Origin of the sequence: Spinactinospora alkalitolerans, assembly GCF_013408795.1 — a bacterium.
Lineage (GTDB): Bacteria > Actinomycetota > Actinomycetes > Streptosporangiales > Streptosporangiaceae > Spinactinospora > Spinactinospora alkalitolerans.
On the sequence record NZ_JACCCC010000001.1, the window covers coordinates 4,408,600 to 4,428,683 of the forward strand.

The window sequence follows — 20,084 nt, forward strand, 5'->3', positions numbered from 1 at the left end:
GCGGCGGCACTGCGGTGACGGAGGTCCATCGTGTCCGGGCGCGCGGTCGGAGCCGGTGCGGCGATCACGGCGATCGCCCTGGTGTCGGCACTCTCACCCGCCCTGACATCGTGCGCTCCGGTGAGCGCCGCGACCGCGGCGACCGCCCGGTCCCGGCCGGTCGCCCCCGGTGTGGAACTGACCTCGACGAACCTGGAGGGCGCCGAGCCGCAGCGGTTCACCACGCTCAGCGTCGACCTCGACGGCGGCGCCCGCGTGGGCTACCTGAGTGGCGGGAGCGTCACCGACGCCGCACCGCTGACCGAGCAGGCGGCCCAGGCCGGCGCGGTCGCAGCGGTCAACGGCGACTTCTTCGACATCGGCGGCTCCCTCGCCCCGCTGGGCCCGGCGGTGCGCGGCGGCGAGGTGGTCAAGTCCCCCTCGGTCGGCCGCTCCACCGCCGTCACGATCGACGCCGGGGGCGTGGGCCGGGTCCAGGACCTGCTCTTCGACGGGACCGCGGCACTGCCCGACGGCGAGGTGCGCATCGACCGCCTCAACAGCCACGAGATCCCCGTCGACGGCATCGGCGCGTTCACCTCCCTGTGGGGCGCCCACCCGCGCGGCCGGGCCGTGCGGGGGGCCGACCGGGTGCGGGAGGTGGTGATCGCCGACGGCCGCGTCACCGAGGTCCGCGACGCGGCCGGTGCGGGCGCGCCCTCCGGAACGGTGCTGGTGGGCCGGGAGGCCGGCGCCGACCGGCTGGCGGGGCTGCGCAGGGGCGACGAGGTCGCCGTCGACTACGCGCTCACCGCCGACGGGGCCGGGCCCCGAACCGCCATCGGCGGCCGCAACGTCCTGCTGCGCGGCGGCGAGGTCGCCTTCACCGGCGCCTCCGCCCGCGAACCGCGCACCGCCGTCGGCTTCTCCGCCGACGGCACCGAGATGTACGTGGTGACCGCGGACGGCCGGCACGCGGGCGGCAGGGGTGCGACCCTGCGCCAGATGGGCGAGCGGCTCAGGGCCGCCGGCGCCGAGGTCGGCCTGGAGCTGGACGGCGGGGGCTCCTCCACGCTGGTGGCCCGCACGCCCGGCGGCGGAAACCGGATCGAGAACCGCACCGGCGAGGCCGAGCGCGCCGTCCCCAACGGTCTGGCCGTCTACGCGCCCGAGGGCAGCGGCGAGGCGAGGGGCCTGTGGGTGCGACCGCGAATCGACCCGCTGCCCGATCCGGGGCCGAGCGCGCCCGTCCTGGCCGACCCGCACCGGGTCTTCAGCGGGCTGACCCGCGCCCTCGACGCCACCGCGCACGACGAGGCGTACGGGCCGGTGAGCGACCCGGTGCCCGCGGGAGAGATCGAGTGGAGCGCCGACAGCGGATCGGCCGAGAAGGGCTCCTACACCGCGGCCGAGCCCGGGACCGCGCTGGTCACCGCGCGCTCCGGTGACATCGCGGGCGAGGCCGAACTGGAGGTGCTGCCCGCGCCCGAGCGCATCGAGGCCACCGTCCCCGCGGTGGCGCTGCCCGACGGATCCTCCTCGGCGACGTTCGGGCTGACCGGCATCGCGCCCGACGGGACCCGCGCCCCGATCGAGCCGGCCGACGCGTCGCTGGACTACGACCGCGACCTCGTCGCGGTCACGGCCCGCGGCGACGGCGTGTTCGAGGTCGAACCGGCCGCCGACGACGGCTCCGGCACGATCGCGGTCTCGGTCGGCGGGAAGGAGGTCGTGCTGCCGGTGCACATCGGCGCCGAGGAGCGGACGATCGCCGCCTTCGACGACGCCGCCGACTGGACGGCCGCGTCCGTGGGCGGTAGCGCCGCCGTCTCCGGCGTCAAGGGCCGCGAGGGACGCGGCCTGCGGCTGTCCTACGACTTCACCGGCTCCACCGCCACCCGGGCCGCCTACGCGCTGCCGCCCGCGCGCCTGGCCGTCGACGGCCACATCTCGGAGCTGAGCCTGTGGGTCAAGGGGGACGACCGGGACGGCATGCTCGCGATCACCGTGACCGACGGCGACGGTCTGCGGCGCTCGCTGTACGGGCCCAGGATCGCCTGGGAGGGGTGGCGGCGGGCCGACGTCGACGTCACCGGCGGGCTGGCCCAGCCGATCTCCGTCGACCGCGTCTACGTGGTGGAGACGCGCTCCGGGGAGCGCTACAGCGGCGGAGTCGTCTTCGACGACCTCACCGCCGACGTCACCCCCATCGGCTGAGGAGTCCGCGGATCCCGTCTCCCGATCGGTCTCCCGCCGCATTCCACTACTCTCCGCCACGACTCCTGTCCGGAGGGTGCGGCCCATCGCCCGGGGAAGGCGGGACCGACATTGCACAGCGGCAATGTCGGCTCGACGGTCTTGCCGCCCACACGGCCTTCCGGGATGATCGGACTCTCCGCAAGATCCGGCAGGGAGGACATCGGTGGCGCTGTACGAGGTGCACGCCCGCAAATGGGAGAACGGGTGGGAACTGCGGGTGGAGGGCGTCGGCGTCACGTGGTCGCCCACGCTGGGTGACGCCGAGTCACGGGCCCGGGAGTACATCTCCACCCAGCTCGAACTGGACGAGCGCGCGATCCACCTCGACCTGGTGCCGCAGGTCAGCGACGACCTGGACCAGCTCGTCCTGGAGACCCGCCGCGCCGTGCACGACGCCGACGAGGCCATGCGCGGGGCCGCGGCCAAGACCCGCGAGGCGGTGTACGGCCTCAGCGACGCGGGACTCACCCTCACCGACATCTCGCAGTACCTCGGACTGTCCCGGCAGCGCCTGGAGCAGCTCGCGCAGGGGTAGCGGCATCTTCGCGGCCCCAAGAGCGTCGGCCGCCGTTGGAGACCGGCGAGGACGGTATGGCTCCGGCCACAAACCAAACAGTCGGTATGCGGTACAGTCGGTCGCGTCTTCGACCGCAGCGTGAGGAGTGCGAGGATCATGCGGAGATTCGCCGATGTCGCCGCCCTGGTCGCGGCCCAGGGGGAGCACCTGGGGCACAGCGAGTGGCACACCATCGACCAGGACCGGATCGACCTGTTCGCCGACGCGACCGACGACCACCAGTGGATCCACGTCGACGCCGAGCGCGCGGCCCAGGGGCCCTTCGGCGCGACGATCGCGCACGGCTTCCTGTCCCTGTCCCTGCTCCCCGCATTCGGCCCCGAGGTCTACACGCTGGACAAGCCCCCGGCGATGGGCATCAACTACGGACTTAACAAGGTGCGCTTCCTGCAGCCCGTGACGGTCGGCTCCCGGGTGCGCGACGGCATCGAGCTGACCGAGGTCAAGGAGACCCCCAAGGGGCTGCTGCTGACCATGGGCCACCGGGTCGAGATCGAGGACGAGGAGCGCCCCGCCCTCATCGCCGAGACCCTCTCGCTCCTGGTCCCCTAGTCAGGACACCCCCGCCGCGCCCCCGCCGGGGCCACCACCCCCGGTTCGGGGCCGGCGACGCCCAGACCGGCGAAAAGGACGCACTCCCGGCCGGATGTGGCCAGTATCCAGGGCCCCCGGGCGGCGGATCGGCGCGGGCCCCGCCGCCGGCCGCCCGGTCCGCACCCGCCCCGCCCTCCACCGCGCCCCCGCACTTCCCTTACGTGCGTCCGCATCACCGCAGGTCGGACGTTGACGCCCGGGAGCGGACCGGTGACGGTGAGCGCCGCGCCGACCTCGGCCGGTCCCGAATCCGACGCGAGCCGATCGGTGGACGGGCGATAATGCCTGCGAGGGCCCGGATTAGTATCATCTCGGTCATCCGTAACCGTTCTTTGTCGCTTCGCCGCAATCAACTCCGGTTCGGAACGGCCCCATCCCCCCATGGCGGACGGCCGCCGGGCGACAGCTACGCTCCGCACACGCCTTCGCACACGAACAGGTTCACGACAAAGATGATCACAGCGTCTCCGCCGCCGGGGCAACGACGCGTGTCCCGGTCCGGCGTGCGAGATCTCCCATCGCGCACGCGGCGCGTCCGGCCGGAGGCGCCATGAGCACCGGCGCCGAGCCGATGCCGCAGTGGCACCACGTCACCCTCGCCATCGCCCCGGACGAGCGCAGCGCCGAGGTCACCATCGAGGGGCGCACCCGACTCGTGACCGGCCAGGGCGCCAAGGAGACCCGCCGCGCCGCCATCGGCGCCATCGCCGAGTACGCCACCCGCACCGGTCGGCACGTGGTGATCGACGCCCAGGACGCCCACAGCGTGTGGCAGCTCGTCGCCACCCCCGCAGGGGTGGTACGCGCCGCGGCCACACCGCCGCAGCCGCCCCAGCGCTCCCGCCGCGGCCGCAGGCTCGCCGTCGTGGCGGTGGGCGGCGTGCTGGCCGTCGGGGTCCTCGCCGGCGCCGGCGTCGCCGCGGTCCGCCTCCTGCCCGACGCCACGGTCGTCCCGGTGGACGGCTCCTCCGCGCCGGCCTCCGCCACCTTCGAGACCCGGCCCGCGCCCCCCGGCTTCACCCGGCAGGCCGACTGGCGGCTGCCGATGGCGCCGGGCACCCGCCCCGCCGTCGCCCTCGACGGCAGCGCGGCCGCGCTGATCGATCCCGACGAGCGGCTGATGGTCGTCGGCCCCGGCGGAACCGAGACCTGGTCGGCCGAGCTGCCCGTGGAGGTCGGCGACATCGACGGCCCGCTGCGGTTCGCGCGCGACGGCGACACCCAGCGGGTCGTGCTCGTCGGCGACGGAGCGCTGTGGCTGTGGCCCGCCGGAGGCGGCGTTCCCGAGCGGTTCGACCTGCCCGATGACGCCGAGGTGTCCTTCGCCGGCACCGGCCCCCTCGTCACCGCGGGCGACGATGCCTTCGTGCCCTCGTTCGCGGCCTCGTCGGAGGACTCCGCCGAGGCGGCGGCGTCCCCGGGAGGCTTCTCCGAGGGGGAGCTGGTCCGCGTGGAGCCGCCCGGGGGCACCGGCGCGATGCTCGCCGACGGCGGCGAGGTGCTCGCCGCGTCGGCCGACGGCCCGTGGGCCTGGGCGGGCGGCGAGGAGGAGCCGCGCGAGGTCGAGGCGGACCGGCCCGAGGGGGCCGAGGAGGTGGATCGGGTGCTGACCGCTTCGGCGGGCTACGTCATCGTGCGCTGGAGCGCCGACGACGAGGACCGGACCGTGCTCGCCGTCCACGACGCCGGCGACGGCTCGGTCACGGCCTCCGCCGCGATCGCCCCGGACGAACTGGAGGACGCCCGCTGGGTGGACGGCGACCGCACGGCCGCCTACGGCCCCCTGCTGGTGGATCTCGCCGACGGCACCACCGATGTCCTGTCCGGCTTCATCCCCGTCAACGCGGCGGGCGACACGCTCTACGGCGAGCTGGACGGCGCCCCGGTGGCCGTGGGCGCCGACGGCGAACCGGTGGAGCTGGAGGAGGACACCGCACGCCCGTGGGGGCTGCTCGACGGCCGTGCGGTCGTCGTCGCCGACGACGACCTCTACGCCCTCTCCCCCGAATGACCGCCCGGCGACCGCCCCGCCCCGCTCCCCCTGCCCTGCACAGCCCTTCCGACCGATCTTTCTCCCCAGCGATCCGGTCTCCCCCGACCGGGTCTCCCCCTATGTGAAAAGGAGAATGGATGTCCCATTCAGCACGCGCGGTCGGCGTGACCGCCGCGGGCCTGCTGGCCTTCGGGCTGGCCACGGCTCCGGCGTACGCCGAAACCGCCGAAGAGGTGGCTCCCGAGGCCGCCTCGGCGCCCCAGGGCGCGGAGGCGGGGGACGACCTGTCCCTGGCCGTTCCGGGTGTGGCCGAGGCAGGCGTCAACCTCCTGCCCGATGACCCGCCCGGTGGCGGCGGTGAGGACCCCGACCCGGGCCCGGACCCCGAACCGGAGCCCGAACCGGAGCCCGAGCCCGAGCCCGAACCCGAGCCCGAACCCGAGCCCGAACCGGAGCCGGAACCCGAGCCCGAACCGGAGCCCGAACCGGAACCCGAGCCCGAGCCGGAGCCCGAGCCGGAGGACCCGGGTCCCACGGACCCGGCGCCCGGCCCCGAGGACCCCGGTAACGGCGGCGGCTCCGGTGGCGGCCCCGGCGACGGCGGCGGCCCGGCCTCGCAGGTCGGCGCCCAGGCGCCCGCGACCGGCACCACGGTCGAAGTCGGTGACGGCGGCGACTCCGGCGGTTCGTCCGCCGGGGAGCAGCTCCCGGTCACCGGCGTCGACCTGTCGGGCTTCGTGCTCGGCGGGGTCCTGGCCATGGGCGTGGGCGCGGTGACCGTCTACGCGACGCGGCGCCGCACCTCGCCGGCGCAGTAGGACCGTCCCGGGCCGCCCTTCCGCGGCGGCCCGGGCGCGGACCGCCCCCGAACACCGGCGCGGCCGTCGTGCATCCCGAGGATGTGCGGCGGCCGCGTCGCGTTTCACCCCCGACGCCGCGAAGGTCACCGAGGTCTCCGGAAATCCCGTAGCCTGCGCCTTTCGCGGCCACGGCCTGCCGTACGGCCTTGTTCACCGCCGGGCGGCGGGGCCGGCTGGGCGCACAGGGTGGCTCCCTCGGCGATCTCGGCCTTGAGTTTTGACCTCGACCATCGGGGGCCGGGTGATCTTCAAGGGCATCAACGGCTCGGGCAAGTCGCGCACCCTGGAGCTGCTGCTCCCGCTGTGCCTGGACGGCGATCTGCGCACCATGGGGTGCAAGGGCTTCGGCACCGTGAGCATGAGCCGGCTCATGCTCGACGACTACAGCGCGGGCTCCTCCCGGACGGGCTACGCCTGGATCGAGCTGCGGCGCGTGCTCCCCGACGGCACCGAGGACTTTCTGACCTGCGGCGTCGGGGTGAAGGCCGCTGCCTCCAGCCGCCAGAGAGGTCGAGAGGCTCATCCGCGCGGCGTCGGAGGCCGAGTCGCGGCTGGGCGAGGCGCAGAAGAGGGTCGCCGAGGCCGAGGCCGGCGTCGCCGACGTCGAGGAGCTGCACCGCCAGATCGGCTCGGCCGAGGCGCTGACCCGGCGGATGAACGCGGTGCTGAAGAGCGCCCGGCCCAGTCAGGGGGTGCGGGTGGAGCTGGCCTGGGAGCCGGCGCCGGACCTGGATCCGGCCGAGCGCTCGGCGTTCGCGCTGGCGAAGAAGTCCGTCGCCCGGCGCACCCCCGAGGAGGACGACCGGCTGCGCCGGGCCCTGATGGACCGCATCCGCGCCACCCGCGCCGAGGGCCGCAGCAGCGGGTACGCCGAGGTGCTGGACAGCGCGCCGGACTACCGGCAGTGGTACGCCTACCGGGTGCGCATCCGCGACACCGGCCCCGACGGCCGCCCGCGCGACCGCCGGGTGCGCCAGCTCTCCTCCGGCGAGACCCGCCTGGTGTCGTACGTGACGCTGTTCGCCGCCAGCGCCGCCTTCTACGACGCGCTGGAGACCGACATCGACGGGCCGCTGCGCATGGTGCTGCTGGACGACGCGTTCGAGCGGCTGGACGACCCCACGATCGCGCGGCTGCTGGAGCTGCTGGTGACCTGGACATGGACTGGGCGATCACCTGGCCGTCGGGCTACGGCGTCTCCCCGAGGATCGACCGGATGCACATCTCCGACATCCTCAAGCGCAAGGGCGCCTGGGGCGTGGCCTGCGCCCGCACCACCTGGAACGGCACCGGCTTCGAGACGGCCGCGGCGTGAACGGCGCTCCTGGCCGCCTTCGGCCGGGGACCGACCGCGGCCGGGCCGGTGTGCGGAGAGGATGCGGTTCCGGGACGCATGGCGCGCACCGCGCTGGGTAGGGCGCAGTTCGCGGGTTATTCCCCGCATCGGCTGTCGCGAGGGCAACACCGGCCCGGCGACGCCGCTGCTGATAGCTTCTTTACCAAGCGATCACTTCGCGAATCCAACGCAAGAACGTGTCAGAGGAAGGTGCGTAGATGTCCGCGCCCTATTCGCTCCCCGAGCTGCCCTACGACTACAGCGCGCTTGAGCCGTGGATCTCCGGTCAGATCATGGAGCTGCACCACGACAAGCACCACGCGACTTACGTGAAGGGCGCCAACGACGCGCTGGAGAAGATGGCCGAGGCTCGCGAGAAGGAGAGCCTGGGCACCATCAACCTGCTCGAGAAGAACCTCGCGTTCAACCTGGCCGGCCACGTCAACCACACCGTCTTCTGGCCGAACCTCTCGCCCGACGGCGGCGACAAGCCCGAGGGCGAGCTCGGCGCGGCGGTCGACGACGCCTTCGGCTCCTTCGACGCCTTCCGCGCCCACTTCAGCGCGGTCGCCACGGGCGTCCAGGGCTCCGGCTGGGCGATCCTGGCCTGGGACATCCTCGGCCAGCGGCTGATCATCGAGCAGCTCTACGACCACCAGGGCAACCTGGCCGCCGGCTCCTACCCGCTGCTGATGCTCGACATGTGGGAGCACGCCTTCTACCTGCAGTACAAGAACGTCAAGGCCGACTACGTCAAGGCGTTCTGGAACGTCGTCAACTGGGCCGACGTGCAGCGCCGCTTCGACGACGCCCGCAAGGTCGCCCTCGGCTAGAGCCGTTGCCTTAGCGGGACACGACCCCGCACATCCTGCTGAGGGGCGGCGCCCAACAGGACGCCGCCCCTCAGCACGTCCGGGCCGCGGATCCGAGCACGCCAACGGCGAGGCCCTACAGGTCCCATTCCTCCCGCAGCGCCTGGAGCAGCTCCTCCTGCCGCCCCTCCAGCACGTCAGGCGTCCACTCACCGTGGTTGAGCACCTGGCTGGTGAGCGCAAAGGTGACGATCCCCTTTTTCCCGATGAAGTATTTCGCCTTCTTCTGGCCGAAGTCGTAGTTCTGCGCTTCGGAGTTCTTCCTCCGATTGAGGAGTACCAGGTTGGCGAGCGCGTGGGTCCATCGCATCCGCTCTTCCTCGTCGAAGGAGGCGAGCCATATCGAGTCCGGCTTCGGGTTCTGCGGCAGCACGTGCTCGACCGTGACGACCGAGTGATCGTAGACGACCCCCGACGCGTCGGCGAGGACCTCGTCCAGGCGGAGCAGGACGTACTTGCGCACCTTGGTGGACAGGTAGAGATCACCGTCGAGCGCCCGCACCGTGTCCCGCTTCTCCACGTCGCTCAGCTCGAAGTGGCGTGCGTCGAGTCCTTTACCGGCTGCGAGTTCGCGCAGGAGATCCGCGTAGCGCTGGGCGCGCGTCGAGGCGTAGGCACGCCGGATGAGCATGCTGGCGGCCAGGCGCTCCAGGGATCGGAAGAACGCGTCGAGCCAGTGCGGGTCGTCCCCGTGGTTGCGCACCGCCCACAGCGCAGGTGGGCGCCAGTCGCTGTTGTCGAGTTGCGCAAGGCGCTTGAACCAGGCGTTGACCTTCTCCGCGCCGGCCGAGGCGGTGTAACTCTGATCCCGGACCTGGATGTAGGCGTCGGTGTAGGGAAGGAGAACGTCGTCGACGAACTCCGCGGCCTTGCGTGGTAGGTACTTGTCAAGCACCTGCCTGGGAAACTCCTTGAGCAGCTCGACCTTGGCGCGTTCCCCGGAGAAGATCATCCGCAGATGTAGGAAGATGTCGGCGAAGTCGTCGCGTCCGAGCGCCTCCTCGGCGTTCTCCCATTTGTCCGCGTAGACGTCCGAAATCTCCGGGGCAAGGTCGCCGATGATCTTCGACTTGAAGATGTCGGCCGCGGAGAGGTTGAGCCCTCGATCGTTCATGACGCTGAAGATCCGATGGGCACTGTTCAGATCCGGGGTGCTGACGACGACAAGGTAGGTGCGGGCGCCGAGCATGCTGACCAGAGCAAGGCGCCGTTCCTCGCTCCAGTCCTTCAGGACCGAGTGGAGAGCGTCGGCATTGGCATGAATCGCCTGCTGGGCCTCGGTCTTCAGGGCGTCGGGTTTGAGATCGAGGAGGCCCTGGATGGAACCGGTGATCTGGACGTGGGTTTCGAAGAACTCCGCGTCGCGGGGGCGCAGCTTCAGCCGCGGCTTGGGGGCGAGCCGAAGGATCTTGTTACCCGACTCGGCGATCATTCCTTCGAGGTTGCCGCGCAGCTCGGCATCGTCCGTCAGGTCTCGAAGCACCGCCAGCAGGATGGTCAGCGTGGTCAGCCGCTGCTGCCCGTCGATGACCTCGGCATTGGAGGACTGCTTGTTCTTCACCAGCACCACCGAGCCGAGGAAATACGGCTCGTCGCTGTCGCGGTCCAGTGCCTCGATCAGGTCGTCGCGCAGTTGGGCGGCCTGCTCGACCTCCCAGGCGTAGGGGCGCTGGTAGTCGGGGATCTGGAAGTCGTAGTCGCTGCAGAACAGCTTGTGCAACGGGACTTCGTGGGCTTCGAGCTGTTGCATGACGCCATCGTCTCGGAGTCAAAGGACAGTTCACATGGATTCATGCATATCGACCCTTACTGGCCATGGCGAGGCGCACTTCCCAGCCGCCGTCCACCTGACGGAGGACCGGACACACCTCCGCGTATCCGGGGCGTCCGGCTTCGCGCCAGGATTCGGTCCAGCCCAGCAGGGTGTCCAGAGCACCCCGATCACCGGTGTGGACGACGTCCGCTCCGGTGCCGCGGTCGAGCAGTGCCGCACCATCGCCGCTGGTGCAACCGAGGCGCCAGCCCGCACTTCCCGTCCCCACGATGCTGAGCTCTTCAGGCCGGACGGCGTACAGGTAGGCGGTGAAGTCCTGAACGCTCTCGTCCTCAGTGAGCAGCCGCTGAGAGCGGACGCTCATCAGGGTCCTCAGCAACCGCTCCGCCGCCTGCCGGTCCTCGGCCGCCCACGGAGCGGCGATCCACCACGGAGCGCCATCGGCGTCATGGGCGAGGGCGTCGACGCCGCGCGGGGGCACCAGCCACTGTGTCAGCACCTCGCCGTGCATCTCCACGTACCCGCCGGGAAACAGCGAGTCCGCGGCGATCCGGCCGTCGGCGGCAACGTGCGCCACGACGACGGCGTTCGTCTTCACCAGTGGGGTGACCTGGACCGGAGTGATGAGGAGCGCCCCTGGCGCGGCCTGGTCCACCCATGCCTGCGGGATGAGGTCGGGGGTGGCCCAGGCGACGATCCGGTCGAATGGGCCGTGGTCCGGTGCGCCCTCGCGCCCATCGGCGGTGCGCACCTCGATACCGCCTCGGCCGCGCCGGCGGTGCAGCTCGCGTGCCCGGTCGGCGAGGTCTGGCACGACGTCCACGGACACCACGGCCCCGCCGTCACCGACGAGCTCGGCGAGGAGCGCCCCGGAGAAGCCCGACCCCGTACCGATCTCCAGTACGCGCGTTCCCGGCCGGACATCGAGTCGGTCCAGCGTCGAGGCGATGAGCCAGGCGACCGTCGTCTGCGTGACGAGACGCCCGTCGGGGTGCAGCGTGTAGTAGTCCTCATCGACGCTGTCGAGAGCGTCCTGAACGCGCGGGCTGAATTGCACGGCGGCCTTTCCGGGGTCGGGTCTCATGTGCGGAGCAGGAGCAGGTATGGGCGGTCCGGAGAGGCCGTCTCCCCCACGGGGCGGCCGCCTGCCTCGACCCAGGCGTGTGCGGCGTAGGGCATGAGACGGGCGCCGATGCACCAGTCGAGGGATCGACGGAGCAGGAGCGCCGTGAGCACCGCGGCGAGGGAGTTCTCCAGGCAGGCGGCCCGGCCCGGAAACCAGCGCGCAGCGGCGCGGCCGGCCGCCACGGCGGCCGCCGCCTCGTCCATGGTGGCTGACTTCGGAGTGTGGCGCTTGAGTTTTCCGACGATCACCACGCTGTGCTTGATGGGCAGCCGCAGGAGCAGGACCGCGGACGTGAATCCGAGGAGGCCGGCCAGGCGTTCCCGATGGCGCAGGCGGTAGGCAGAGGGCGGAGGAAGCGCCATGTGCGTGCTCATGTCCGATCTCCGGCGTCGGTGAGGAGTCCGTGGCCGCGCAGGGTCTCCACCAGGCGGCGGACATCGGCGAACAGCCGTTCTTCACTGACGTTGAAACTTGGAGCGAGTCCGGCGGCGATCGCGGCCGGCTCGGTGCCCTCGGCAAGCCCGGTCCAGATCGCGGCGGCGGTGGGGTTGAGTCCGAAGAATTTTCCGGTGGCGAGGTTGAGCAGCATCGCCCCTTCGTCGGTGACCACGAAGTGGGTGTCGGCGGCCGGGGTGCCCGTCCTCATACTTATCCTTTCGCCGTGACGGTGACTGTGGCGGGTATCGGTGGGTCATCGAGGTTGCGCAGCCAGACTTCGGTGGCGAAGACCTCTTCCAGCCCGGCCATCGCCGCGTGCCCGCCGTCGACGGCGGTCTCCAGTTCGCGCAGTACGAGGTCGGGCCGGATGATGCCGAGGTCACCGAGGCGGGACTCGTGGAGGAGTGCTCGCAGGGCCGCCGCGTTGCGGCGCACTCCGTGGTACTCGCAGGCGGTGTAGTCGCCTTTCGTACGACGGTCGAACAGCTCGGCCGGAAGCAGCCCCTCCATGGCCGATGCCAGGAGCGGCTTCGCCCGGTCCACCGAGACCCGTTCGGCCGTGGGAAGCCGCATGCACGCGGCGATCACCTGGTGGTCGAAGAACGGTGCCGCCACCTGAACTCCGAGATCTTCGGCGATCTGCACGAAGGATCGCGTCATGAACGCGTGCCGGCGGACGGCCCGCATCGCGTGCGCATCGGCGCCGTCGGCGTCGGTGCTGTCTTTCGCCGCGCCCAGCAGCAGGTCGGCCGCAGCGCCTCGGGCGTCATCGGTCCCCCATCGGGCGGACTGGTTCAGGGAGGACCAGACGATGCTGTGCTCCATCGCCGGGGCATGACCCGCGGAGGGGGCCTCGGAGGGCTTTTCCAGCCGTGCGGCCAGTGCGATGAGCGTGTCCTCGTAGGACGTGTGGGCAGCCGCGAGAGCCGCACGTACGACACGGTGCAACGGACGGTGCCGCAGCCGCGCCCAGCCGGCGCTCTCCCGGGCGAAGCGGCGGAGGGTGCCCGGACGGGCGAGGGCGGCGAGGTAGGTCAGTGGCGCGCCGAGGACCACATCGCCGCCGTCACCGACGAGGTGCAGCGCCGATCCGGTAGCGGGCAGCAGCCGCGTGCGGTCCCGCCCGTGGATGACCGCGTCGAGGCTGGGGTGATCGGTGAACGGCGCCGATATCATATCGGTGAAGGGCAGAGTTCGGGCGTTTCCCTTGATGAGCACCTGCCGCAGTCCAGGAGCGGCGGTGGCGAGCCGAGTGGCATAACCGGTGTCGTCGTCGTTGGCCGCGAACGCGTCGGTGTAGGTGAGTGCCGGGATGGAGGTCGTGCGGTAGCGGGTGGCGAGCAGGGCCAGGGACGAGGAGTCCAGTCCGCCGCTGAAATCAGCGGTCACTGAATCGGCTCGGGTGACTCGCCGCTCCACCGCGGCCGACAGTGCGCGACGCAGCGCGGCGCTCGCTGTGGCGAAGTCGGTGCGTTGACGGCATCGCGGACGTTGCAGAACGGAGGCGCGCCCGTCGCGGACCACCAGCATCCGGTCGGGTGACAGCTCGGTGATGCCTTTGAACAGGGGGCGTCCGGAGATACCGCCGCTGAAGTCGGAGCAGAACATCCAGGCCGCCAGCGCGTCCCGGTCCAGCCGGAGGCCATCGGCCGCGGCCAGCGGGATCGGACTGGTGGCGCACGCGACCGCGTTCTCGTCGCGGCGGAACCAGATGCGGACGAGTCCCGCGAGGTCTCCCGCGACGGCGGTCTCCCGGCCATCGGTGACGCTCACTCCGTACGCGCCGGGGAGGCTCCCCACGGCCGTGACCGCCTGCGCGGGGATGGGCGCCTCGGTGAGGGCTCTCGCCAGGGTTTCGTCAGAGGCCGGACACTCACCGAAGAGAACCGCCCTGCGAGGGCCCGAAGTCAGTCGCCGCACCCGCCCGCTGGTCCGGCCCTCGGCCAGCACCAGGGAACACCGGTCGATCCGCTCGGCGATGGGCTTTCCAACCGCCACGAGGCAGCTCCTCCCGGGGATCGGGTGCGGCCCCGCCGACACGGGGCCGCACCGCCGGATCAGTTGTAGCGAGCGGTGTTCATGTCGGCGGTGTCGTGCGCCGCTGAGCCGAGGATCAGCTCGCGGGCTTCGCCCAGTTCGATCACCATCGGAGGTTCATAGGTCTCGGCGGGCATGGCTTCCTCCCGGAACGACGACAGGGACGTTCCCTGCACATTATGCAGACTATTCCACGAAACTGCATGGATCAAAGAATAGATGTGGATGACAAGCGGTTCAGCGTGCGAGGGAGTGACCCGTCAGGCGTGTTCGCGGGCCAGCCGCGCCAGGAAGTCCCGGGCCTCGCCGTCATAGACCGCAGAGTCGGCGAACAGCTCGAACAGTTGCAGATGGAAGGCGATGTCGCGCGGGTCGGTGATGGACTGGTGAGTGGTGAAGCCCTCGACCGCGACCTCCCGCTCGTCACGGATGACGAAGGCGCTCTTGGGAACCTGCGGAACGGACCTCTCCCACGACAGCACGCCGACGCGGACATTGGTCAGGGTCGAGAGGTTGGAGATCCGGTCCATCTGGGCGGCCATCATCCGCGCATCGCCCAGTTTCCAGCGGAGCGCGGCCTCGGTGAGCACGAAGTGGAACCGGCGCTCCGTGTCGAACAGCACGGACTGCCGGTTGAGTCGGCTCTGCACCGCCTCCGCCACGTCCACGCCAGCCATGGACAGCGGCTGACTGAACACCGCTCGGGCGTACTCGGCCGTCTGCAGCAGGCCCGGCACCATCGTGGGCTGGAACGCCCGCGTCAGCGCGGTCGCGCGTTCGTCGTGGGCGATCGCGTCCTGGACGCGGTGCAGGCCGCGCTTGCGCAGCATGCGCAGGGAGCCGTAGCGCTCGTTCAGCTCGGCGGCCCTGGCCGCGATCCTCCGCCGCGTCGAGGGAGAAGCGGCGAAGACCGTGAGCATGGCGTCGACGTCGTCGGGCCCCGGGGTGACGCGGCCGGTCTCGATCTTCGAGACCTTGGACTGGCTCCACCCGAGCCGCTCCGCCGCCGCGACGCCGGACATGCCGGAGTCCACGCGGAGCCGGCGGATCTCCTCGGCCAGCTCCGCGCGCTCCCGCTCGAACGATTCCTGTGCCGCCATCAGTCCCGGTGATACTGCGGATGCGCCTTCCAGTACTCGTTGAAGGGTACGGCGTGAGCCATCGCAAGATCACGCTGGGCGCGGTAGTGGGCGAGGTCGGGGTCCTCCAACAGCTTCCCGTGCCGGAACTCGCCGTCGTCCGCGTAGTGCATGAGCACGACGCGGGTGTCGTCGAACAGCCAGAAGTCCTCGTCGACCAGCCTGTCCGGACGCCGCCGCTCCGCTGTGTCGAGGATGAAGACGCGGTCCCCCACCCTGGCGTTGTAGAGGTATCCCCACTCCATCTCATAACGCAGGTAGTCCGTCGGCGGCCCCGCGAACACGTGGACCCGTGAGTAGTCGATCCCGCGGCCGGTCTGCTCGGAGACCCGTTTCATGTACGCCGACGGCTCACGTTCCTTCGGGCATGGTTCGCCCGCCAGGTAGGAATGCAGCCGGTCCGCCTCTGAGACGGGGTTGTAGACCGGCAGCGTCTCCAACCGGAACACGCTGCGCGTTGCGGCGTGGAACAGCCCACCGAGCTCGCCGGGCTCAAGAACCGGCACTGACGCCCTTCAGCAGCTCGGCCGGCACCTCCACGGCGGATTCGCCTTCGGGCAGCCCCAGCGCGTTCAGAGCGTCGGCATCGGTCACGGCGTACCCCTGCACCACCACTGTTCCCCGGTCCGTCGCATACAGCGTCGGACAGTTGTCGTCCTCGCACGTCCCGCCGATTCTCGTGAGCCTCACTGCACGTCTCCTCACTATGGAAACAATGTCAATGGGTATATTCCCACAAGTACTCAGCGAGAAGGAATAACCTGGAGGGAAGGACTTCGTGCCGTCGCAGAGGAGCGAGGAGGAACGGGGCGAGAGGGCGCTACAGCGCCTCGCGCTCGGCTGCGCGCAGGAAGGCCGTCCATTCGGACCGGCCGAAGGAGAGGAAGCCGAGGTCCCACTGGGTGGAGTCGCGCACGGCGAAGCGGGCGGAGCCGTCCAAGAAAGGGCCGACTTCGACGCATTCGGCACTGCCGTTGGCACTGTAACTGCTGGTGTGCCAGCCGACCTCAACGCACTTCGCGTTACCGTTGGCGCTGTAGCTGCTGGTGTGCCACCCCACCACGGCCGACGCATCGCGGTTCATGACAGATCCTTCTCCATGGCTACGATGAAGGCAGCCGATTCTTCAACGCTCAGACTGCTCTCTTGCAGTCGATCGTACACATCGATCAATCGGTCGACGTCGCCGCGTTCAAGGTAAATTGCACCTCCAGCACTCTCTGTGTGAGCGATCTCAGAGAAGGGCTCTTCCAACCCAATCAACGTGAAGCTTCCCTCTGGGCTGGCATGGGCACCTCGGGAGAAAGGAATCACCCGGATGTCTACGTTCGATAGTTCCGCTGCTTCCCGCAGGCGCTTCAGCTGCCCAACCATGACTTGAGCCCCACCGATCGGCCTCCGCAGAGCCGCCTCGTCGATGATCGCAGACAGTCTGACGGGTTCCTCTCGTACCAAGACGCGCTGTCGTTCGAGTCGCAGTTCCACCGCACGCTCGATCTCACGCTCTTTCATCTCAGAGTTGGCAGCCTGGAACAGGCTCAATATGTAGTCCCGTGTCTGAAGAAGTCCAGGCAGTACCAACCCCGCGAAAGTCCGAAGTGTCAATGCCCGGTTCTCCAACCAGGCCAGATCAATCGTCGAACTCCAGGCGTCCTTGGAGTAGGTCTCCCACCAACCGGTGTGCCACAGCTCGCCTGCCAGTTGCAGCAGAGTGTCACGACGGCCGGGGTCTTCAACCCCGTAGAGGTCCAGGAGTGCTGCGGCATCAACACGGCGGATTGGGTAGACACCCGTCTCGAAGCGGCTGATCGTCGCGCCGGTCCGCTGCAGGTACTCCCCGGCCTCCCTCAGGGTGAGCCTCTTATCTTCGCGTAGATCACGCAGCATCTGTCCGAGCCACTGCGCTCGCAGCGTGACCCCTCGAGCTTCTCCCATTCACCTACCTCTTCACTGATTTTGTAAGTTTACATTTACCCTTGCAATCACTCTCCGTGCGTGTCACTCTAGCACTAGGTGACTCAAGTCTCACCAGGAGCTACAGGCTGGGATTCAAGGCGATCAGTAGCAGCACCCACACAGACCACCGCCCGGGGCGCTCATGTGAGTTGGCCCTCCAAGCGCTCCGGGCGGTGCCCTACAGGAGAGGGGATCCATCGATGACCGACGTCCACGCACTCCCTGCACCGATTGTCGCCTATGACTGGGACGGCGTCGACACCTCCATCGACGCCGAGACGCCGCGGCTGCTGTCGGACGAGCAGTTCGACCGCTACGCCGAGACCGTCGCCGCACTGCTCACCGCCGCGGGCCTGGACGTCCGCACCCCGAACGAGGGCGCCCCGAGCACGCTGGAGATCCACAACCGCCGCACCGGCCACACCGTCGAGCTCGACATGCGCGACGACCGCAGCGCCGAATGGAGCCTCTCCGCCGGTGACGAGATCCCCGAAGACACGCCGGCGCTCGACCTCGCCGCGCAGATCGCCCGCCTCCTCTGCGCCTCCGGCCCCGCGACGCGCTGAGCCCCCTGATGTTATGGCGGCGGCTCCTGAAAGGCGGTGGGGCCGCCGCCGGCCGCACACAAGAGCCTCCCCGTCTCCACTGACTGATGTTTGATGACCAGGTCCGCACAGGGGGTTGGCTGTCGCAGTGCGCGCAGCGCCGGCGGCACAGCAGGTCCGTGCCTTGAAAATCCCGCCCCGACCCGCGAACGCAGCGATCAAAGGTGATGAGACGATTCAAAACCTGATAAGGGGCCTTACCAAAGAGACTTGTTGCGACTTATCTCTACTGACTCTAGAGTCCTGCTGTCACTGACACGCGGTAACCGCCGCCGCATACCGGAAGGAGGTCGGCGTTGGCCACTCCCCCACTGGTCAGCCTGGCCGAGATCGCCGACTATGCACAGGTGCGGCGGCCCACCGTGAGCAACTGGCGGCGTCGGCACGCCGACTTCCCCTCACCCGTCGGCGGCTCTGCGAACGTACCGCTCTTCGACTCCGAAGAGGTCGCGAACTGGCTGGGCCGACGGCCGATTCCGGCCATTGCGTCGGCCCCAGGCATCATCGACGGCCTGAATGAATCCGCGAACACCTACGGCGACCTGTTCCGCGCGGGACTGCTGCTGGCCGCGATCACGTCGATTTCCGACCTTCCGCCCGACCGGCTCCTCCGGCGGGCGCTGCTCCTCATCGTCGGAGACGGCGACACACCGCCGGAGGCAGACCCGGACGACCGGGCCCGTCTCGCTCTCTCGGCCGCCGTGCCTCCGCTGGTGGAGGCCCTGGGCACCACGGGAGCGGCCGAACGGTTGCTCGGCGCGGCGGGCCGGCTGGGCGTCGAGTGGGCCGGGAGCGAGACCCCGCTCGCGGTGTCGGCCCTGGTCGCCGAGCTCCACCGGAGCCTGGCCGACGGCGTTGAGGGACAGGCGGTGGTGGACCTGTGCGCGAGCACGGGCGGGATGCTCACCGCACTACTGGCGACAGGGAAGCCGAATGCGGTGACCGCGACCGAGCCCGATGCGGCGCTGCGCGAACTGCTGGCCCTGCGCCTTCGGTGCCATGGCGTCGCCGACCCCGAGCTCATTGAGCACTCCCCCGCCGTCGACGATACCGACGTCGTGGTGGCCGACCCGCCGTTCCAGCCCGGCGAGCACGCCGACCGCCCCGAGCATCCGCTGCTCTGGGCCGAGCGGGCGGTGGCGGGACTCAGCGTGGACGGCACCGCCTACGTCGTGGTTCCGGACTGGGCGCTGACGAACAGCGGGCACGGCGGCAGCACGCCGCCGGTGGCCCGCTCCCGTGAAGCCTTGCTCCGCAGGCGGTGCCTGCGCGCCATCGTGCAGCTCCCCCGCCGCATCCATCCGTCGCGCCCCGGCGCCGAACTGGTGCTGCTCGTGCTGGCGGCGGAGGGCAGCGGGGACGGCTCGGTCGTGCTGTGCGACGCCGACCGCGTCGCGCAGCGCAACGGCCGCCGCATTCGCGGCGCCAGCGGCGACCGCGCCTGGATCGGGCCGTGGGTGGAGGAGATCGTGCAGGCGGTCGGCGCCGCCCGCGCAGGATCCCTCACGGAGAACTGCCGCTCCATCCCGCTGCGGGAACTGATGGACCGCCGGCCGCTCTTGCCGTCCCAGCGGTTGACCGTCCAAGCCATGCCGGACGAGCACGCCGGTACGGCGGCCGATGCCCGGCGCGCGGCCGCCGTCGCCCTGGCCGGGACGCAGGGCCCGGCACAACTGTGGCTGAACCGACTGGAGATGTCCGAACGCAAGGCCCCGGTGCGCTACGAGCGCCTGGGGTCGTTGCTGCGCAGCGGCCAGCTGCGCCTGCTGCAAGGGCACCGCATCCGCGCCGAGGATCTGGGCGAGCGCGGCCAGCGGGTCTACGGCCGAGAGGAGGTCCTCGGCGAGCTGCCGTTCGGCCGACGCCGGATCGATCCCCTCGCGCTGGCCGAGTACGCCTCGGCGGTGGTCACCGAGCCGGGTGATGTGGTCCTCCTCTTCGACGACCGGCTGCGCGCGATCGTCGACGAAGCGGGCGGCAGCGTGCTCCTCGCTCCCGTGCAGGGGTTGCGGATCAAAGCCTACGGCGAGCTGCGCGGCCCCATGGCGGCGCAGCTCGGGCGCATGGCGTCACTGCGGATCTGGCCGCACCAGCTGGCCGCCGTGCTCGGCGCCCGACGCAACTCCCGGCGCGGCCGGGGCGCACTGGTCCGTCGGGCCGACCTGGAGGGGGTGGAGGTCCCGGTTCTGTCACCGCAGGAGGCCAGACTCTTCAACGAGGCGATGGCCGAGCACGCCGCCCAGCTCGAAGGGCTCCGTCGCCAGCTCACCGCGTTGGAGGAACTCGGCGACGCGCTGGCCTCCGGGGCGGCCGACGGCGCGCTGTCGGTGCAGCTGCGCCCCTTCGTCCCCGCGCAGGAGCACACGGAGGCGCCCGGGCAATAGAGGGCTCCAAGGGCGGAGGTCAAGGGGGTTGGCTGTCGCAGTGCGCGTAGCGCCGGTGGCACGCGCGAGGCCGCGCCAGGCCGCACACCCTCGCCCACGCCCCAAAGCTCACGTCTTTCCATGAACAGCGGCTCCGCCGAGTGCGGCGCCAAGCG

At 70.7% G+C, this 20,084-nt stretch carries 21 protein-coding genes and 1 pseudogene; 10 read left to right on the top strand and 12 right to left on the bottom strand.

Features of this window, described 5'->3' with window-relative positions:
* Positions 1-30 precede the first annotated feature (30 nt).
* From HDA32_RS19560 to HDA32_RS19580, 5 genes are all read left to right on the top strand, one after another.
* Entirely contained in the window at positions 31-2,196 is a 2,166-nt protein-coding gene (locus HDA32_RS19560; RefSeq protein WP_179644599.1) for a phosphodiester glycosidase family protein, read from the top strand.
* A 205-nt stretch (positions 2,197-2,401) separates the two neighbouring features.
* Positions 2,402-2,773, top strand: a complete 372-nt coding sequence (locus tag HDA32_RS19565) for a hypothetical protein (RefSeq protein WP_179644600.1) — start codon at positions 2,402-2,404, stop codon at positions 2,771-2,773.
* A 138-nt stretch (positions 2,774-2,911) separates the two neighbouring features.
* A complete protein-coding gene (locus HDA32_RS19570) occupies positions 2,912-3,367 on the top strand; it encodes a MaoC family dehydratase (RefSeq protein ID WP_179644601.1) in 456 nt (151 codons plus the stop codon).
* 592 nt (positions 3,368-3,959) lie between these two features.
* A complete protein-coding gene (locus tag HDA32_RS19575) occupies positions 3,960-5,420 on the top strand; it encodes a hypothetical protein (protein ID WP_246334419.1) in 1,461 nt (486 codons plus the stop codon).
* Between the two features lie 119 nt (positions 5,421-5,539).
* Positions 5,540-6,220: a DNA primase gene (locus HDA32_RS19580; protein WP_179644602.1), complete on the top strand. Its 681-nt coding sequence runs from the start codon at positions 5,540-5,542 to the stop codon at positions 6,218-6,220.
* Positions 6,221-6,947: 727 nt separating this feature from the next.
* Here HDA32_RS19580 and HDA32_RS30875 read toward each other — a convergent pair.
* Positions 6,948-7,094, bottom strand: a complete 147-nt coding sequence (locus HDA32_RS30875; RefSeq protein ID WP_246335361.1) for a hypothetical protein — start codon at positions 7,092-7,094, stop codon at positions 6,948-6,950.
* On the opposite strand from HDA32_RS30875, the pseudogene HDA32_RS30880 reads away from it, so the two are divergent.
* From HDA32_RS30880 to HDA32_RS19590, 3 genes and pseudogenes are all read left to right on the top strand, one after another.
* A pseudogene (locus HDA32_RS30880) lies at positions 7,084-7,353 on the top strand (SbcC/MukB-like Walker B domain-containing protein); the annotation flags it as partial. The gene HDA32_RS30875 and the pseudogene HDA32_RS30880 sit on opposite strands and share 11 nt — an antisense overlap.
* Positions 7,354-7,421: 68 nt before the next feature.
* Positions 7,422-7,577, top strand: a complete 156-nt coding sequence (locus HDA32_RS30885) for a hypothetical protein (RefSeq protein WP_246335362.1) — start codon at positions 7,422-7,424, stop codon at positions 7,575-7,577.
* Positions 7,578-7,816: 239 nt separating this feature from the next.
* Positions 7,817-8,431, top strand: coding sequence for a superoxide dismutase (locus HDA32_RS19590; RefSeq protein ID WP_179644603.1), 615 nt, complete (start codon positions 7,817-7,819; stop codon positions 8,429-8,431).
* A gap of 115 nt (positions 8,432-8,546) precedes the next feature.
* Here the strand turns inward: HDA32_RS19590 and HDA32_RS19595 are convergent, their stop codons facing one another.
* The 11 genes from HDA32_RS19595 to HDA32_RS19645 form a co-directional block, all read right to left on the bottom strand.
* Positions 8,547-10,220, bottom strand: a complete 1,674-nt coding sequence (locus HDA32_RS19595; protein ID WP_179644604.1) for a DUF262 domain-containing protein — start codon at positions 10,218-10,220, stop codon at positions 8,547-8,549.
* A gap of 40 nt (positions 10,221-10,260) precedes the next feature.
* Entirely contained in the window at positions 10,261-11,301 is a 1,041-nt protein-coding gene (locus HDA32_RS19600; protein ID WP_312863248.1) for a protein-L-isoaspartate O-methyltransferase family protein, read from the bottom strand.
* A gap of 23 nt (positions 11,302-11,324) precedes the next feature.
* Positions 11,325-11,744 carry a lasso peptide biosynthesis B2 protein gene (locus HDA32_RS19605; RefSeq protein ID WP_246334420.1) on the bottom strand — a complete coding sequence of 140 codons (420 nt, stop codon included), beginning with the start codon at positions 11,742-11,744 and terminating at the stop codon, positions 11,325-11,327.
* Positions 11,741-12,016 carry a PqqD family protein gene (locus HDA32_RS19610; RefSeq protein ID WP_179644606.1) on the bottom strand — a complete coding sequence of 92 codons (276 nt, stop codon included), beginning with the start codon at positions 12,014-12,016 and terminating at the stop codon, positions 11,741-11,743. Before HDA32_RS19610 ends, HDA32_RS19605 begins: the two co-directional genes overlap by 4 nt.
* 2 nt (positions 12,017-12,018) lie before the next feature.
* Entirely contained in the window at positions 12,019-13,806 is a 1,788-nt protein-coding gene (locus HDA32_RS19615; protein ID WP_179644607.1) for an albusnodin/ikarugamycin family macrolactam cyclase, read from the bottom strand.
* Positions 13,807-13,865: 59 nt separating this feature from the next.
* A complete protein-coding gene (locus HDA32_RS19620; protein WP_312863249.1) occupies positions 13,866-14,021 on the bottom strand; it encodes a lasso RiPP family leader peptide-containing protein in 156 nt (51 codons plus the stop codon).
* An 84-nt stretch (positions 14,022-14,105) separates the two neighbouring features.
* Complete coding sequence (locus HDA32_RS19625; RefSeq protein WP_179644608.1) at positions 14,106-14,945, bottom strand: helix-turn-helix domain-containing protein; 840 nt, start codon at positions 14,943-14,945, stop codon at positions 14,106-14,108.
* Entirely contained in the window at positions 14,945-15,490 is a 546-nt protein-coding gene (locus HDA32_RS19630) for a DUF6879 family protein (RefSeq protein ID WP_179644609.1), read from the bottom strand. Before HDA32_RS19630 ends, HDA32_RS19625 begins: the two co-directional genes overlap by 1 nt.
* Positions 15,477-15,674 (bottom strand): hypothetical protein, encoded by a 198-nt coding sequence (locus tag HDA32_RS19635; RefSeq protein ID WP_179644610.1) that lies wholly within the window; start codon positions 15,672-15,674, stop codon positions 15,477-15,479. Before HDA32_RS19635 ends, HDA32_RS19630 begins: the two co-directional genes overlap by 14 nt.
* 130 nt (positions 15,675-15,804) lie before the next feature.
* Positions 15,805-16,068: a DUF397 domain-containing protein gene (locus tag HDA32_RS19640; RefSeq protein WP_179644611.1), complete on the bottom strand. Its 264-nt coding sequence runs from the start codon at positions 16,066-16,068 to the stop codon at positions 15,805-15,807.
* A complete protein-coding gene (locus tag HDA32_RS19645; protein ID WP_179644612.1) occupies positions 16,065-16,919 on the bottom strand; it encodes a helix-turn-helix domain-containing protein in 855 nt (284 codons plus the stop codon). The genes HDA32_RS19640 and HDA32_RS19645 overlap by 4 nt, the downstream gene beginning before the upstream one ends.
* Positions 16,920-17,140: 221 nt before the next feature.
* Between HDA32_RS19645 and HDA32_RS19650 the strand changes: the two genes are divergently transcribed.
* Positions 17,141-17,506: a hypothetical protein gene (locus tag HDA32_RS19650; protein ID WP_179644613.1), complete on the top strand. Its 366-nt coding sequence runs from the start codon at positions 17,141-17,143 to the stop codon at positions 17,504-17,506.
* A gap of 335 nt (positions 17,507-17,841) precedes the next feature.
* Positions 17,842-19,929, top strand: a complete 2,088-nt coding sequence (locus HDA32_RS19655; RefSeq protein ID WP_179644614.1) for a hypothetical protein — start codon at positions 17,842-17,844, stop codon at positions 19,927-19,929.
* Positions 19,930-20,084: the final 155 nt, after the last annotated feature.